Origin of the sequence: Candidatus Magnetominusculus dajiuhuensis, assembly GCF_046044395.1 — a bacterium.
Lineage (GTDB): Bacteria > Nitrospirota > Thermodesulfovibrionia > Thermodesulfovibrionales > Magnetobacteriaceae > Magnetominusculus > Magnetominusculus dajiuhuensis.
On record NZ_JBJUSG010000088.1, the window covers coordinates 1 to 16341 of the forward strand.

15 protein-coding genes are annotated in these 16341 nt (G+C 48.2%); 4 read left to right on the forward strand and 11 right to left on the reverse strand.

The window, feature by feature from the left end:
• Positions 1 to 162 precede the first annotated feature (162 nt).
• The 6 genes from nadB to hisG are packed head-to-tail and all read right to left on the reverse strand — an operon-like array spanning position 163 to position 5665.
• Positions 163 to 1650, reverse strand: coding sequence for an L-aspartate oxidase (gene nadB, locus AB7D94_RS11960; protein ID WP_420266116.1), 1488 nt, complete (start codon positions 1648 to 1650; stop codon positions 163 to 165).
• Entirely contained in the window at positions 1647 to 2318 is a 672-nt protein-coding gene (yrfG, locus tag AB7D94_RS11965) for a GMP/IMP nucleotidase (protein ID WP_420266117.1), read from the reverse strand. The genes nadB and yrfG overlap by 4 nt, the downstream gene beginning before the upstream one ends.
• Positions 2319 to 3017: a hypothetical protein gene (locus tag AB7D94_RS11970; protein ID WP_420266118.1), complete on the reverse strand. Its 699-nt coding sequence runs from the start codon at positions 3015 to 3017 to the stop codon at positions 2319 to 2321.
• A gap of 13 nt (positions 3018 to 3030) precedes the next feature.
• Positions 3031 to 3615: an imidazoleglycerol-phosphate dehydratase HisB gene (hisB, locus tag AB7D94_RS11975; RefSeq protein ID WP_420266119.1), complete on the reverse strand. Its 585-nt coding sequence runs from the start codon at positions 3613 to 3615 to the stop codon at positions 3031 to 3033.
• A complete protein-coding gene (gene hisC / locus AB7D94_RS11980; protein ID WP_420266120.1) occupies positions 3612 to 4667 on the reverse strand; it encodes a histidinol-phosphate transaminase in 1056 nt (351 codons plus the stop codon). The genes hisB and hisC overlap by 4 nt, the downstream gene beginning before the upstream one ends.
• 50 nt (positions 4668 to 4717) lie before the next feature.
• Positions 4718 to 5665 carry an ATP phosphoribosyltransferase gene (gene hisG, locus AB7D94_RS11985; RefSeq protein WP_420266121.1) on the reverse strand — a complete coding sequence of 316 codons (948 nt, stop codon included), beginning with the start codon at positions 5663 to 5665 and terminating at the stop codon, positions 4718 to 4720.
• Between the two features lie 456 nt (positions 5666 to 6121).
• On the opposite strand from hisG, the gene AB7D94_RS11990 reads away from it, so the two are divergent.
• From AB7D94_RS11990 to AB7D94_RS12005, 4 genes are all read left to right on the forward strand, one after another.
• Positions 6122 to 6403 (forward strand): hypothetical protein, encoded by a 282-nt coding sequence (locus AB7D94_RS11990; RefSeq protein ID WP_420266122.1) that lies wholly within the window; start codon positions 6122 to 6124, stop codon positions 6401 to 6403.
• 178 nt (positions 6404 to 6581) lie between these two features.
• The gene (locus AB7D94_RS11995) at positions 6582 to 6929 is read left to right on the forward strand and encodes a Uma2 family endonuclease (RefSeq protein ID WP_420266123.1); all 348 of its coding nucleotides are present in this window, start codon (positions 6582 to 6584) and stop codon (positions 6927 to 6929) included.
• 30 nt (positions 6930 to 6959) lie between these two features.
• Positions 6960 to 7256, forward strand: a complete 297-nt coding sequence (locus tag AB7D94_RS12000; RefSeq protein WP_420266124.1) for a nucleotidyltransferase family protein — start codon at positions 6960 to 6962, stop codon at positions 7254 to 7256.
• On the forward strand, positions 7237 to 7578 hold the full coding sequence (locus AB7D94_RS12005; protein ID WP_420266125.1) for a HepT-like ribonuclease domain-containing protein: 342 nt from the start codon (positions 7237 to 7239) through the stop codon (positions 7576 to 7578). The genes AB7D94_RS12000 and AB7D94_RS12005 overlap by 20 nt, the downstream gene beginning before the upstream one ends.
• 95 nt (positions 7579 to 7673) lie before the next feature.
• Here the strand turns inward: AB7D94_RS12005 and AB7D94_RS12010 are convergent, their stop codons facing one another.
• From AB7D94_RS12010 to argJ, 5 genes are all read right to left on the reverse strand, one after another.
• Positions 7674 to 11069 carry a DUF7948 domain-containing protein gene (locus AB7D94_RS12010; RefSeq protein ID WP_420266126.1) on the reverse strand — a complete coding sequence of 1132 codons (3396 nt, stop codon included), beginning with the start codon at positions 11067 to 11069 and terminating at the stop codon, positions 7674 to 7676.
• A gap of 168 nt (positions 11070 to 11237) precedes the next feature.
• On the reverse strand, positions 11238 to 12368 hold the full coding sequence (locus AB7D94_RS12015; protein WP_420266127.1) for an N-acetyltransferase: 1131 nt from the start codon (positions 12366 to 12368) through the stop codon (positions 11238 to 11240).
• On the reverse strand, positions 12365 to 13558 hold the full coding sequence (locus AB7D94_RS12020) for an aminotransferase class I/II-fold pyridoxal phosphate-dependent enzyme (RefSeq protein WP_420266130.1): 1194 nt from the start codon (positions 13556 to 13558) through the stop codon (positions 12365 to 12367). Before AB7D94_RS12020 ends, AB7D94_RS12015 begins: the two co-directional genes overlap by 4 nt.
• Positions 13549 to 14508: an NAD-dependent epimerase/dehydratase family protein gene (locus AB7D94_RS12025; protein ID WP_420266128.1), complete on the reverse strand. Its 960-nt coding sequence runs from the start codon at positions 14506 to 14508 to the stop codon at positions 13549 to 13551. Before AB7D94_RS12025 ends, AB7D94_RS12020 begins: the two co-directional genes overlap by 10 nt.
• Positions 14509 to 14881: 373 nt before the next feature.
• Positions 14882 to 16078 carry a bifunctional glutamate N-acetyltransferase/amino-acid acetyltransferase ArgJ gene (gene argJ, locus AB7D94_RS12030; RefSeq protein ID WP_420266129.1) on the reverse strand — a complete coding sequence of 399 codons (1197 nt, stop codon included), beginning with the start codon at positions 16076 to 16078 and terminating at the stop codon, positions 14882 to 14884.
• Between the last annotated feature and the right edge of the window lie 263 nt (positions 16079 to 16341).

Genomic DNA, 16341 nt, shown 5'->3' on the forward strand with positions numbered 1-16341 from the left:
ATAGGGATGCCCTCGCAGGGAAATCAACGGGTGTAGTTATTTAGACGCTTACTTAGCTGTAATAACTTTTAAATCAATATAGAGTCCATGAAACACATGATACTAAACGCGGGTAGGCTGCTCTTCCAAATTCTTATATTGGAGTCAATCAATAGGGCGTCGTCAGTCGCTCCTATAATGCGCCCCTATGCTGGTTTTTCTCTCTAAGGCCGATTTCACTATCAGCTCTGCCGTTTGCAGGATGTTTTTTATTTCATTTTCGTATCGGGAAAGGTATGTGAGTTCCGTAACGTGACGGAGGGATGTGAAGACTTCTAACGCCTCATTCAATGACTCGGCGCTTCTTATTATGCCGGCCTTCTCCCACATTACACGTCTGATTGTGCTTCTTACCTCATCGGGATTTTCAATACGGCCTTGCTCTGCGATATTTAACCGCAGCTCAGGTCCCATGTCTTTCGTAGCATCCCACTCATTGACGGCTGTCTTGCCTGCACGGGCGCCAAAGACCAGGCCCTCAAGCAGGCTGTTGCTTGCAAGCCTGTTTGCCCCGTGAACCCCCGTACACGCTACCTCTCCCGCCGCAAACAATCCCTTAATTGTCGTCCTGCCGTCAATGTCCGTCCTCACCCCGCCCATCATATAATGCGCCGCCGGTGACACTGGTATCAGCTCTGTCGTTATATCTATATCGTATTTTAAGCAGGTCTTGTAAATCATTGGAAAACGCGTCTTTATGAATTCCTTGTCCAAATGCGTGATGTCCAGATATACGTGATGGCTCTTTGTCCTGACCATCTCCGACACAATTGCCCTGGCAACTACATCCCTTGTGGCAAGCTCTGCGTCGGGGTGGTATAACCCCATAAACCTCTCCTTATGGATGTTGCGTATTACCGCGCCTTCACCCCTTAACGCCTCGCTTATCAGAAACTGCGGTGCCCCTGAGGCATAGAGGCTCGTCGGGTGAAACTGGACAAATTCCATATCAGACATCACCGCCCCAGCACGATACGCCGCCGCCAACCCATCGCCGGTTGCCACAAGCGGGTTGGTTGTCCTCGAAAACACCTGCCCTGCCCCACCCGTTGCTAATATCGTAGCCCCGGCAAGCACCGCCGTAACCTGCCCGTCCCTTAGCATGTAGGCACCGTGGCATTGCCCATCAATAACTATGAGGTCTAAAAAATACGCAAACGAATACTTCTTTATCTGAGGCATGGACATCGCCTTCTTAATCAGCACCCGCTCTATTTCTTTGCCGGTTGAATCGCCGTGTGCATGGAGAATTCGCCGCCTTGAGTGCGCCGCCTCAAGCGTGAATATCAACCTTGAGTCCGACTTGTCAAACTCCGCGCCCCATGATATCAACTCCATGATGCGCTCCGGCCCTTCGTTTACCAGCGTGCGCACGGCCTCATCAACGCAAAGCCCATCGCCTGCCTTTATTGTGTCTTCAAAGTGTATCCCGATTGTGTCCTCGTCACACAGCGCAACGGCAACCCCCCCCTGTGCGTATTCGGTTGAGGATTCCTTCAGCGTATCTTTCGTTATTACAAAAACCTGTCCCGCCTCCGCCGCCTCAAACGCCGCCCTCAGCCCCGCTACCCCGCTTCCTATGACAAGGAAATCCACACGCTCTGTTATCACGGCAGAAGCTCATTAAAATCATTTATATACGGCAGCGTCCCCGTATATTCCGAGTCTTCCATGGAGCTTGCCATGTGTTTTACCAGCACATACTTGATGCCGAATCTGGCCGCACTCTGCGCCACCTCCATCGTGTCGTCTATGAACAACGTCGTATCTTTAATAAACCCTATCGCCCTTTGCGCGTTTATCCAAAACCCCTCGTCCTCTTTTGGGTAGCCCATGTCCGACGACATGATGACCTTGTCGAAATATTTCCCCAGCTCCGTGTGTTTCATCTTAAAGGCGATGGTCTTGTAGTGGGCGTTTGTGGCAAGGATTACCTGTTTCTTGTGAATCCTGAGGGCGGTAAGAAAATCTTCCACGTGGGGGTGCGCCTCAAGGAGATGGCGTACCTGTTCGTTTAACGCGGGGATATCAAGTTCCAACTGCTCTGACCAGAAGTCTATGTTTGTCCAGCTCAGCGTCCCTTCGCGCGCCTTGTATTTTACGAAGAGCCTCTCTTTCGCCGCCCCAAAGGTAATTCCATGTTTTTCAGCGTATTTCTCCGGCACGAGATGCCGCCAGAAATAGTCGTCAAAATACTTATCTATCAGCGTACCGTCCATATCCAGAAGCACATGCGTTATCTCACTCCACAGCGCCTTACGTATAACGCCAGAGTTCATCTACGTATCCTGTCTTTGGCCTGGCGTTTGACACGCCTTGTTGTGGCATGTGGGAGCGGCACATGTGGGCGGCGCGGGAGTGGGCGATAAAAACGGCTCGTCTCTGATAAAGTCAATTATCATTTCAGCGATGGTCTTTTTGTATTTCTGAAAATAGACCATCTCCTTTCTGAGCTGCGCCTCAAGGGCGGCTATCTGCGTATAAAACGGTGTGCGGTCTATGGCGACGGGGAAGTCCTTGCCGCCATGAAACTCCAAAAACCTCTTGCAGCCGTCCCAGCGTTGAGCAGCCTTGCCCGGCTGATTAAGCGATGACGGTACCCCATGGACGCGGCAGATCAGCGGCCTGTTTTCATACACCACGCACTTGCCGTCAAAATTCAGAGGACACATTATCCTCAACGAATCGGTCTTAAACGGGTTTCTGACTATCTCCAAGTAGTACTCCTGAGAGCGTTGCGCAATGGCCTCTGCCATTACAGGGTCGGTTATTTGAGACAACCCCTCGGCCAGAAAAAAATACTCAATAAGTGTGTAGTGGTAAAACACCGTCGTGCAACAGTTCTCAGGACATCCGGCGCACGAAAATGGTTCTCCCCCTGCCGTAACATAGTGATTCTGAGAATTAACGTAGAGCGCGTCAGAGGCCCTGAATATCTCTGAGAGCTTGCCGATAAAAGGTGCGATATCAATGGACATGCGCTGCTGCCTCCTAAAGGGTCCCCTTGGTGGAGGGCACACCCTTGGTTTTTGGATTTATAGCGGCGGCGGCAGAGAGCGCCCTGCCGAAGGCTTTAAATATGGCCTCATAGATGTGGTGCGTGTCGCGCCCGTAGTGAAGCCGTATGTGAAGATTAAACAGCCCGTGGCTGCAAAGCCCCCTGAAGAAGTCCTCAAAGAGCGACACCTGCAGGTCTTTGAGAAAGCCGCTCGTATCACTTACGTTATAAACCAGATATGGCCTGCCGCTTAAATCTATGATGACCTCGGCGAGGCTTTCGTCCATCGGCACACTGGCAGAGCCGTAGCGGTTTATGCCATGTTTATCGCCGACTGCCTTGTTAATTGCATCCCCCAAAGTAATCCCAATATCCTCCATCAGGTGGTGGTAGTCAACATCTGTATCGCCGGAGGCGTCAACTTTAAGCGTGAAGTGGCCGTGTCTGGACGCCAAATCAAGCATGTGGTTTAGAAACGGTATCTGTGTGCTTATACCTGAGGCACTGTACTCGTCAAGATTCAGCCCGACCGTAACGTTTGTCTCTGTTGTTTCTCTGTGCACATTACTTTTTCTCATTTATTTGTCTCCTCAATTATTTTTTTCAGGCTTGTTATAAAGGCGGCGTTTTCTTTTGGCGTCCCTACTGTTACCCGAAAACAGTTATGAAGCGGGCCGCCACCGGCAAGTTTCTTTATTAAAATATCGTCCGCTATGAGCCTTTTGTGGAGGGCACCGGCAGTCAAAGGGCTGTACATATCCAATTTAAACAAAATAAAATTGGCGTCAGATGGGTATGCCCTAATCCCTTTGAGCTTCAACAACTCTGAAAACAGTTTATCCCTTTCGTCCATCACGTTGTTAATACAAGTATTTATCGCCTGCTCATCCTCAAGTATCTCAAGCGCGGCGGCCTGAGACAGCGAGTTGACATTATAGGGAAGCCGTACTTTATTTATCGCCTCAATGAGGGTTTTATCGCCAAGCAGGAAACCAAGGCGCAACGCTGCCATCCCTATTTTACTAAGTGTGCGCATAACAAGCAGATTCTTATAACGCGGCAGCAAATCAATAAAGGAATCCCCGCGCGGCGAAAACGGCTGATACGCCTCGTCAACAACGACAAGACCTCTGGACTTTTCTATAATTTCCACGACCTTCCCGAACTTAAACGAGTTTCCGGTGGGGTTATTTGGCCGTGACAGGAAGATTAGTTTTGGGTTTTCTTTTTCTATTGCCCCAAGCATGGCCTCCATATCAAGGTCAAACTGCTCGTCAAGGGGCACCATGAGGTATTGTTCACCAAGGGATTCAGCAATTATGCGGTACATAGAAAACGTCGGCGACGGGATGACAACCGGGCCGCCCACCGCGGTAAGCAGATAAGATATAAGCTCGTCAGAGCCGTTGCCCAAAAGGATACACTCCGGCTCAACGGTATAGTACGATGATAGAAATTCCCTCAAAGAAACGGCATCGGGGTCGGGGTACCTGTTCGTCTGAACAGCGGGCATCTCCAATGGAAATCCATACGGACTTTCATTGGCGTCAAGCCTTATTGAACACGGCTGTGCTTCAATAGCATAGGCCTTTAACGCCTTGATGTTGGGTTTTATCAGGTCTTCGATCACTTGTTCCTCTAACAAACTGACGCAAATTAACAGGCTGCCGCAAAAAAAAATTATGGTATAACTTTATTTAACTGATACTCTACAATGCCGGATGCCCCGGCCTTCTTGAGCATTGGAATAAGGTCCCTGACGCTTCGCTCTTTGGTTATCAACTCAATAGCGGCCCAGTCCCTGTCCATAAGCTCTGATACTGTGGGGGAGTGCAGCCCATGAAGCTCTTTAAGAATTACCACAAGCTCAGACAGCGCGGCCTTTGGCACGTTCATCTTAAGCCCTACGAGTTCCTCGGCGGCCAGTGCGCCTTGCAAGAGCATGACGATGTTTTCAATCTTCTCTTTCTTCCACGGGTCTTCCATTGCCTTTAAATTAGCGATAAAACGCGTCGTTGACACTAAAATAGGCTCGCCAACGATACGCAGGTTATTTGCCCTCAGCGACGAACCCGTCTCAGTCAACTCAACAATCGCGTCTGCCAGCAGCGGTGGTTTTACCTCTGTAGCGCCCCATGAGAAATCAACAACCGCCTCAACCCCGTGTTCTTTAAGAAATCTTGTTGTGAAGCCGACGAGTTCCGTTGCGATACGCTTGCCGTTTAAATCTTCCAATTTTTTGATAGGGCTGTCATTTGGCACGGCGACCACCCATTTCACAGGCTTTAAACCTTCTTTGGCATAGTTTAGCTCAGCCACCGTATGGACATCGGAGTTCTGCTCTAAAATCCAGTCAAGACCTGTGAGGCCGCAGTCAAGAATACCGTTTTCCACATAACGCGCCATCTCCTGCGCCCGTATCAGCATGGACTGAATCTCTACATCATCGAATGTGGGAAAATATGACCGCGAAGACACGGACACGCGGTAACCGGCCTTTTTAAACAATTTAAACGTAGATTCCTGAAGGCTGCCCTTGGGAAGCCCTAATTTAAGCGCTGCACGACATTCACCTGTTGCTGTGATTGCTGGCAGGACAACGTTTCCTGTCGCTATATTGTCTTCCATGCGGGTATTATACACAAACGAAACATTTTTTTCAGGGATATTTTAAGGGGCGGCAGGGCAAACGCATTAGAACGTTACAATAGAAAATTCCTTTCCTGGATTCCAGCCTTCGCTGGAATGACAGACAAAAGCAGAACAGATAAACACCTTCATCCGTCATTCCGTCCTCATTTTTGTCATTCCAGCCTCTTTTTTTGTCATTCCAGCGAAGGCTGGAATCCAGAGGACCATCTACCAAAGCCAACTGGATAGCCAATTTCTGCATAATTTTACTCTACATGCGTTTTGCCCTGTAAGAGGCGGTAATCAGTCTTTACCCTCACCATAAAAAAAATCGCTCTTGAGAATTTTTTTCGATTGACACGTATAACTATGAAATGTTATAGTCTTCTGCCTGACATAGCCAGGCAGAATAAGGGGCATATTAAATCGAATTGAAGAAAAGGGGGTGAATTGATGAAAAAGCTGACACTGATTCTTATGATCGTATCGCTCTTAGTAGTGGCAACTGCGTTATTCGCTGGTGAGAAAATAGTAGGAGTGATCGATTCTATCGACAAGAAGGGTGATGAGGTGGTATCCATTGTAGTGCTGGACGAAAAGGCCGGCAACGCAAAGAAGACCATCAAGTGCGAAGGCAAGTGTGCGGTAAAGCCCGGCATAGATAAGGGCTCGAAGGTAACAGTCGAGACAACTGACAAAGGCACAACCGTAAGGAAGGCAGTAGCAGGCTGCTAATCAGCCTTATAAAACGTTTAAACGGAAAAGAGGGCATTCTTATATAAGGCCGTCTTTTCCGTTTAATACCATGAGATTAGAAATAAATCTGTCCCACTTTTCTTCTCTCCAGGCCGGAGTGCTCTTTCAGGTTATCGACAAAGTTTTAAGGCAGATGATATAATATGTCCATACTCCTTTGGACGTTATTTTCGAGGAAGGGGTTAACCGGCTTCAACCGGATATACTTTTTATCAGGAAAGAAAACCTGAATATTGCAAGTGACTGGATAAGAGGTGTACCGGATATGGTTTGCGAGATAGTATCTCCGGGTAGCTATGATAGGGACGTTTCTGTTAAGAAGGCGATATACGAAAAATACGGCGTACCCGAATACTGGCTTGTCCTGTCAGACTTTAGAGCTATTGAGGTCTTAACCATTGACAACGGTAAATATGTAAGACATTCATATGCAGAGCTTGAAGGCGTGGCCAGGTCTAAAACCATCGCTGGCCTTGAGATTAACGTCAAGGATCTATTCGACTAACCTTGCCCATCATAAAATTAAGGGGGGCATTTGACTTTACCAAAGAGCGAGATCGCTGAGTTTTGCAAGCGGCATCATATTCTGAAACTGTCATTGTTTGGCTCATACCAGCATGGCAATTTTAGGCCGAAGAGCGACATTGACCTTCTTGTCGAGTTTGAGCCTGAATATATACCCGGCCTTATAACCCTATCGGGTATGGAGATAGCGTTGAGCGAAATTATCGGGCATAAAGTGGACTTGAGGACACCCGAAGATTTAAGCCGCTACTTTCGTAAGGAAGTGGTCGAATCGGCAGAGGTGCAGTATGTGCGGCAGGGAAGATAAGATTCGTATGCGTCATATGCTTGATGCAGCGAAGGAAGCCATTTCATTTACTCAAGGCAAGACGAGGAGATCACTGGATAAAAATCGTATGCTCACGCTTTCACTCGTCAAAGACATTGAGATTATAGGGGAGGCTGCAACGAGTATTTCAAAGGATTGCCGTGAAAAGTATCCTAATATTCCATGGAAGAGCATAGTCAATATGAGAAACAGGCTCATTCATGCCTATTTTGATATTAATCTTGATGTCGTTTGGCAGACGGTTGCAGTGGATGTCCCGTCTCTCATCGTCGAATTCGAAAAAATACTCACTGAAAAGTAAGAGGGACGGAAAAGAGGGACTTCTTATACTAAGCCGTCTTTTCCGTTTAATACAAATGCCGCCAGGGCCGTAGATTTCGGGATTTATATCCTTTATTACTTCCAGTTTACCCCTAAACTGTACCAGGTACCGTTGTAATAGGTAAGCATAGTTCCATCTGTCCAGGCTACGAGGGCGGCTCCATTGGTAAACCATTGGACATAGTATGTTGATGAACCGGACGTACCAATGTATATGCTTCCAGATGTCGTCCCAAACCACGACGTGTATTGATTATAGATTGCGGTAATCCCTGTGGCCGCCTTTCCTAATAGTTGCCAGCTTACGCCTAAACTGAACCATGTACCGTTGTAATAAGTATAAATAGTTCCATCTGTCCATGCCACAAGCGCGGCTCCATTGGTAAACCATTGGCAATAGTATGAAGCCGAGCCGGACGTGCCAACGTATAGACTTCCGGATGTTGTCCCAAACCACGACGCATATTCGCTATATATCGCATTAATTGCCGCTCTGGCGGTTGCACTGTCTGATGCCCCGGATGACGTAAAGGTTGCTGTTATGGTTTTTGCCGATGACATCGCAACGGTACAGGAAGTGCCGCTTGACGTATCGCACCCGCTCCAGCCTGAAAAAGCTGAACCGGAAGCGGCAGTTGCCGTCAGCGTTACTGATTGGCCTGCGGTATATGACGCGGTGCCAGTGCTGCCACTCCAACTGATGGCTCCACTTGACGGCGTTACAGTGCCTGACCCCGTGCCTGATTTCGTTACAGTAAGGGCATAAGTAGCTGACGACGATGCCGTAAAGGTTGCCGTTACGGTTTTTGCCGCCGACATTGTGACAATACACTGAGAACCGTTTGTCGAATCACACCCTGACCAGCCTGAAAAAACCGAGTTGTTATCCGGCGTTGGCGTCAGCGTTACCCATGTGCCGGACGTATAAGACCACGTACATGACGTATAATTTGAGCCGCAGTTTAATCCCGATGGTGAGCTTGTAATCGTGCCCGTGCCCGTTCCGGTCTTCGATGTGGTAAGAATGTAAGTCGTTGACGACGACGTAAATGTTGCTGTTACAGTTTTGGCCGATGACATATTAACAGTGCATTGGTATTGATCGCTGCTTGTGGAATCACATCCTGTCCAACCTGAAAAAGCAGAACCGGCACCGGCGGTTGCCGTTAGCGTTACCGATGTGCCTGACGTATATGTTGATTCACATGTCAAACCACAACTTATCCCCGATGGTGAGCTTGTTATTGTACCACTTCCGGATTTGCTCACACTCAGCTTATAGTAATAATCCGGCGATGAAAGCGATAACTTCGTTATAAAAGTATTGTATGCCCCTTTCAGAGTGGTCTGAAATGCGCCCGTTGTTGTTGGAAAATCCGTTGATTTTGCAAATCCGGTAACATAGGCGTCGCCTGAGGAGTCTATTGCTATGCCGCTGCCAGTATCACCAAGGTTGCCACTAATACTACCGCCAAGAAAAGTAGAATAAACAAGGGCTGTGCCGGTGGGGTTTAGTTTGGTTATAAACGCGTTTGTGGCTCCTTTCAGAGTAGATTGAAACGCGCCCGTTGTTACAGGAAAATCTGTTGATGAGGTAGAGCCGGTAATATAGGCATTGCCTGAGGAATCTACCCTTATGCCGTTGCCCTCATCAGCGTAAGCGCCACCGCTACTACCGCCAAGCAGCGTAGAATAAACAAGGGCTGTGCCGATAGTGTTTAGTTTGGTTATAAACGCGTTAGAGCGTCCTTTCAGGGTAGTCTGAAACGCACCAGTTGTGGTTGGAAAATCTGTTGAGAAATCAGTTCCAACCACATAGGCATAACCTGAGGAATCTACCGCTATGCCGACGCTATACCCGCCATTGCTACCGCCAAGAAAAGTTGAGTACACGAGGGCGGTGCCGCCAGCGTTTAGTTTTGTTACATAGGGACAACTTTTTAACCCACTCTGAGTAGTCTGAAATGCGCCCGTTGTCACAGGAAAATCTGTTGACCATGTAAGTCCGGTAACGTAGGCGCTGCCTGAGGAATCTACCGCTATGCTATAGGCATAATCACCATAACTGCTGCCGCCAAGGTATGTGGAGTACACAAGGGCGGTGCCGGTAGCGTTTAGCTTTGTTACAAAGACATTGCCGGAGGAACTTTTCAGAGTAGTCTGAAATGCGCCCGTTGTTACAGGGAAATCTCTTGAGGCTGTGGTGCCGGTAATATAGGCGTTGCCAGAGGAATCTATCGCTATGCCGTAGCTGGAATCCCCAGTGTAGGTATTGCTGCCGCCAACCAGTGTAGAATAAACAAGGGCATTGCCGGTGGCGTTTAGTTTGGTTATAAAGGCGTTATTGCTCCCTTTCAGAGTAGTCTGATATGCGCCGGTTGTTACAGGAAAATCTCTTGAGTATGCAGCCCCGGTAATATAGGCGTTGCCTGAGGAATCTACCGCTATGGCATTGCCAATATCACCATAACTGCTGCTGCCGCCGCTGCCGCCGAGGTATGTAGAGTACACAAGGGCTGTGCCGGTGGCGTTTAGTTTTGTTATAAAGGCATTAGGGTTTGCTTTCAAAGTCGTCTGATATGCGCCGGTTGTTGTTGGAAAATCTGTTGAGTATGCGTATCCGGCCACATAGGCGTTGCCTGAGGAATCTACCGTTATGCCGTTGCCACGATCACCATAACTGCTGCTATTACTACCGCCAAGATACGTGGAATAGGCAAGTGTGGGGTCAATAACCAATGCCTTATCCTTGTCATATCCGGCCACGTTGAAACTTACCAGATTGCCCTTGCCAACCGCATATCTGCCCTTTACTTCCTGCCTTACGCCATCGCTTTCCTGATAAACGAGGGGCTTGTGCATGAGCATTTTACCGCCCTTTGAGGCGATTATCAGGTTGCCGTCTTTATCTGTCTTCAGCGTTTTAGCTCCTTCTACCTTGAAGGAAATTTGTTTATAATCGGCGTGAGGAGCGACAACAAAATCGTATTCTATCTGATGTTGGTTGCCGTAAACAACGAGGTCAATGCCATGATATATCTCTTCATATCTCACTTTTTGGTATGTCGGCACGTTGGTACGCCATTTCTGAGGGTCATTGCCGATAAAGTAATTGGATTTCCCCTCAAGCTCGTCAACGCCGGTTATTGTTTTAGTGTCTGGATTTACAAATTTTATCCAGACGGCGGCTGCTTTTATCTTGTCCTTCTCTGCGTTATGAGCCGCCATGCCCAGCACAAACTCCTGAGGCGTCAGAAAAAGGGTATATCCCTGCCCTTTAGCAGTATATTTGACTTTCGGGTCTGTCTGCCCCTCGTTTGCCTCAAAGGCTATCGGCAGTTTGCCATATGACTGTGCGGCAGAGGGTACCTCTGCAGGTACATTCGCTGCTGCTAACGTGCTGAGGCAAAGGATTGTTAATATCAAAACTACGATAGGGAATATTGGTTTGCTTAATGTGCCATTGCTCATGTTCGGCTCCTCCTGTAGCAGATTGCCTTTCTCCACCTATAGTAAAATAATTTGTGGACAGAAATCAAAATCACTTTAGGAAATCTTGTGCAACCCGGTCAAAATGGCGACAGTTACCCGCCCCCTTTACTCGCCCATGAGCATAAATTTGTTAATGATAAAACATTATCAGACGGCGATTTCGTATATACGGTATGTCTTATACAGTGTGCCGCCTATCATCCTGATAAGCGCCTGAACAGGGAGGTTGTCTTCTAATATCCACGAAAACTCCACACGTTGTATCTTGTGCTTTTTGCAGCCCTTAAATGCCTCGCGAAACAGAAGGCCATCAACTCCCTTGTTTCTAAACCCGGCCTTTGTGCCGAGGAGCATGAGACGGGCGTCCCTGATTTTTTTCGATAAATAAAGGGCCTTGGCTATCGTAATGGGATTCATTTTTCCGCCCATAGCCCTAAGGACAAAGTTGGCGTCGGGAATGAGACCCAGAAAACCCACCGTCTCAGAGCCGTACTCGGCTATGGCGACAGTCTCAGGGTAGATTATCTGCTGCATCTGCTTGCCTGTGTAAACTATCTCCTCGCCGGTCATCGGGACAAAGCCCCAGTTTGCCTTCCACGCCGCATTGTATAAATCCTTGAACTTCATAAGGTCTCCGGTTAAGTCATTCATAGAGATATTCCTGACTGTGATGCCACGCCTTTCGGCAATCACGGCGGCGCGATAGACCTTCTCCGGCATAACCTCAGGGACATCCACGATATAGGCGTAGAGGTCCTTTACCTTGTCCATAGCATAGGAGCGCATTAAATCATTATAATATGGCGGATTATACGGCGTCATAATCATCGGCGGGAGATTAAACCCATCTAATAAAAAACCGCATTCCTCGTTGGTAGAAAAACTCATAGGGCCGCGCATGATAGTGAGACCGGCTTGCCTGAGGTCCCCTCTTACAGCGTCAAGTAATGAGGCCGCCACAGCGGCGTCGTTAACGCACTCGAAAAATCCAAAAAACCCCACGCCGTCGTTATGAAACTCAAGGTGGCGCCTATTTATGATTGAGGCAACCCTGCCCACACAGTTTTTTTCGCCGTTGGGCTTGCCCCTAAAGGCCAGATAATATTTTACTGTGGAAAATCCGAGAAATGGGTTCTCATTTGAAAAGTGATGCTTTAAATCTTTCGTCAGTTGAGGGCTGTACAATGGGTCACCCGCGTAAAGGAGCAGCGGCAATTTAACGAAGAGGCTCAGCTCCTTGGGAGTCGTTACCGCGGCAACAATAATAGGTTCGCTCATTGTATGACCTCAAACTCTTTTCCTATTTTCTGAAACGCATCAAGGACGATGTCCAGATGTTCATCCGTATGAGTGGCCATGTAACTGGTCCTGACAAGTGCCTTGCCTGGGGCGACCGCCGGGCTGACGGCAACATTTACAAAAACGCCCATCTCCTGCAGCTTCATAGCCATCTTAAAGGCCAGTATATCGTCGCCGACCAGAATTGGGATTATCGGGCTTTCAGTAAGGCCGACCTCAAACCCCATACCCTTAAATCCAGCAAGCATTTTATAGGTATTACGCCACAGTGCCGCAATCCTCTCAGGCTCAGATTCGATAATATCAATTGCCGCACTCACCGAGGCGACTGAGGCAGGGGTTGGGCTTGCGCTGAAAATCAGCGGCCTGGCAAAGTGCTTGATGTAGTGGATGATGTCCTTGTCTCCGGCGATAAAGCCGCCTATTGATGCAAGGGACTTGCTGTATGTGCCCATAATCAAATCAACTTCTTTTTCGAGGCCGAAATGCTCCGCGGTGCCGCGTCCGGTCTTTCCAAGCACACCTATGCCGTGAGCGTCGTCTATCATGATTTTGGAGCCGTATTTTTTTGCTATTTTCACAAGGTCAGGCAGGTTTACGATGTCCCCCTCCATGCTGAATACGCCGTCAACCACAGTAAGCGTTCCCTTGCCTTGTGAATCGGCAAGCACACGCTCATAGTCTTCCATGTCATTGTGGCGGAATTTCCTTACACCACCGTAAGAGAGGCGGCAGCCATCAATTATACTGGCATGGTCAAGCTTATCAAGGACAACTACATCGTCCTTGCCGACAAGGGCAGAGATGACCCCAAGGTTCACCTGAAAGCCCGTTGTGAATATCAACGCGGCCTCCTTGCCAATAAAGCGTGCAAGTTTCTCTTCGAGCTGGACATGGATGTCCAGAGTGCCATTTAAAAACCGTGAGCCAGCACAGCCGGTGCCATACTTCATGGTAGCCGCAATAGCAGCCTCTTTGACCTTGGGGTGGTTTGCAAGCCCGAGATAATTGTTCGAGCCAACCATGATAACCCGTCGGCCATACATAACGACAACAGGGTCCTGGGCGCTCTCTATCGGCCTGAAATAGGGATACAGGCCCGATGATATATACCCCTTCGCAAGGTCAAAACGATAGCATTTGTCAAAAATGCCCTTGTTTACAGCCATTTGTGTATCTTGTACCAGTTTGCCGTCCACTTAATACCTTCCTTTAAACAGACTTTAGGGTCAAAACCAAGGTCATTCACCGCATTGTCGCTATTACATGTCCAATGGGTATAGTTTAACTCTCTGATCTTGTCTGAGTTGATTATACTATGTTTTAAGATTTTTTCGGAGATACTGGCAATAGGATGCATAAGAAATTTTGGGACTTTTATCTTCAGATAATGGCAGTTTAGCTCCTCGGCTATGGCGTTGGCGATGTCTAAACCGCTGTAGATGTTAAGGTCAGAAAGATAGTACATATTTCCTATAGCCTTATCGGTGTCAACAGAATCTACGACCGCCCTGACAAGGTCCTCGACATAGATCATGGAGTAGTAAGAGTCGCCCCAGTGAGGGAATACACCATGATAAATCATCTTAAAAATGATGAACATGTCCTTGTCTCTGGGTCCATAGACGGCGGGCGGGCGAATAATCGTAACAGGAATATCATCTTTATACTTGAGAACACATTGTTCGGCCTCCAGCTTACTCTTGCCGTAGTCCGAGACAGGCTGCGGTATTGAGGAGATATTGGCGGGAACTTCGTCCCTGCACGGCCCGGCGGCCGCAAGCGTACTGAGATAGACAAACCTCTTGATCTTGTTATTGCGCCCAACTGTCTCTAAAAAATTGGCAGTGCCTTTAGAGTTCGTGCAATAGAACTCATCGGAGGACGAGGTCTTCGTAACCCCGGCAAGATGAAAAATATAATCAAAATCACCAGGACAATCCCTCAACGGCTCAACAGTCCGGCAGTCGCCCTGAATAAGGGTAACAGGAAAACCTTCCAGCCATGAGAGCCTTGATGTGTTGCGAACAAGACACGAGACATTATATCCCCGCCTGATAAGTTCCTCGACCAAGTGGCTGCCAATAAAACCCGTCCCACCAGTAACGAGGGCGTTCATATGGGGGCCTTTTCCAACTTATTTAAAATCTCCCTTTTAAAACAATAAGTTCCAGTTATACAAACACAAGACAGTCTCCAATATTTAACCATAGACCGCTATTATAACCGAATTGCAATTGTTTTTTCTCAAAAATCTTTGAGCCGGTTGATAAATACTATTGTTACCGCAAACACCTGCCCCCTTTGGTAACAACAAAATAAAACCGCCGCCCGCTAACGGGCGACGGTTTTGGGGGAGGAACGAGGCGCTTATGAACCTATATTAGCACAAACTAATTCGCTTGTCAAGTTGTAGTAGGTAAGTTAATTAAAATTATCTTTACCAGACGATATTATAATTATAATTAGCAGATATTCTTATAGCTATAATTTCAAGTCCTGTAGTCGGCATTGATTTTGATGTACTCCTCTGTCAAATCACAGCCCAACACCTGCGCGGATGCCTTGCCCATCTTAAAATCAATCGTAATTGTCACGGCGTCAGCCTTTAACTCCTCTGCGGCCTCCGCGTCTTTGTTGGTTGTCAGCCCCTTTTTAGCCACCCTTACGCTGCCAAAAAATATATCCACCGTATTGGGGTCGAAGGCAACTCCGGAGGAACCAGCGGCGGCAATAACCCGTCCCCAGTTAGCGTCACAGCCGTAAATGGCCGTTTTAACCAATGGAGAATTTGCTATTGCCCTTGCGATAATCAGGGCGTCGCGTTTGTATTGTGTACCTTTTACCAGCACCCTCATAACCTTAGTGGCCCCTTCGCCGTCTCTTACGACCATCTCGGCGAGGCTCATCAGGACTTCTGAAAGGGCATATGTAAAGGCGTCGAAGCCGTAAGTGCCAGAGCGGATGGTGGTGTTTGCGGCAAGCCTGTTTGCGAGGACAAGGATAGTGTCATTGGTGCTCATATCTCCATCTACGGTGATGCGGTTAAAGGAGTTATCACAGGCCAAAGTAAGCGCCTCGTCGAGGGCGTCTTTAGTGATAGAGGCGTCTGTCAGGACAAAGCAGAGCATTGTGGCCATGTTTGGGCAAATCATACCGGCGCCTTTTGCGATAGCCGCAATGGTTACGGGTTTACCGGAGATGGTAAGCCGTTTCGAGGCTATTTTGGGGAACGAATCGGTGGTCATGACGGCGCGGGCGGCGTCAAGCAGCGTTGAGTCCCCGATATGTTTTGCGGCCTCTCTGATTTTTGGGGTCATGCGAAAAATAGGAAGTGGGGTGCCGATGACACCTGTTGAGGCTACGAACACCTCGGAGTCGGGGCAATTCTTTATAGTCCCTGAGACGGCAAGAGACATCCTCTGAGCATCTTTGATACCGCGCTTGCCGGTGCAGGCATTAGCGTTACCGCTATTGGCAACGATTGCCCTACCCTTGCCGCCGACTATCCTCTCGGCGTCTAAAATAACGGGGGCGGCCTTAACGAGATTCGAGGTAAACACGGCGGAGGCAACGGCGCTGACGGTAGAGTAGATAATAGCAATATCCTTACGTCCGGGCTTTTTGACAGCGGCCTCGGCGGTGGAGATAAGAAAACCCTCCGGCATGTGGTATTCGATTTCGGACATAGGTAATTATACAAATTTCAGATTCAGATAGGCAAGCCCCGCATCAGGGCAACCCGTGCTATTATTACCGAAGAAAGAGTGCCCTATTTTTTGCCGCGTTTTTCTCTTTGTTCATATGGTAATATCCCAACATATCAGAGCATCTCACATATCAAAATATAATTGGTATCATAACCCCCAGTGTCATAACGCGCATTGGTTCCTCTGATTCTTTGTAAGCGTCTAAATAACTACACCCGTTGATTTCCCTGCGAGGGCATCCC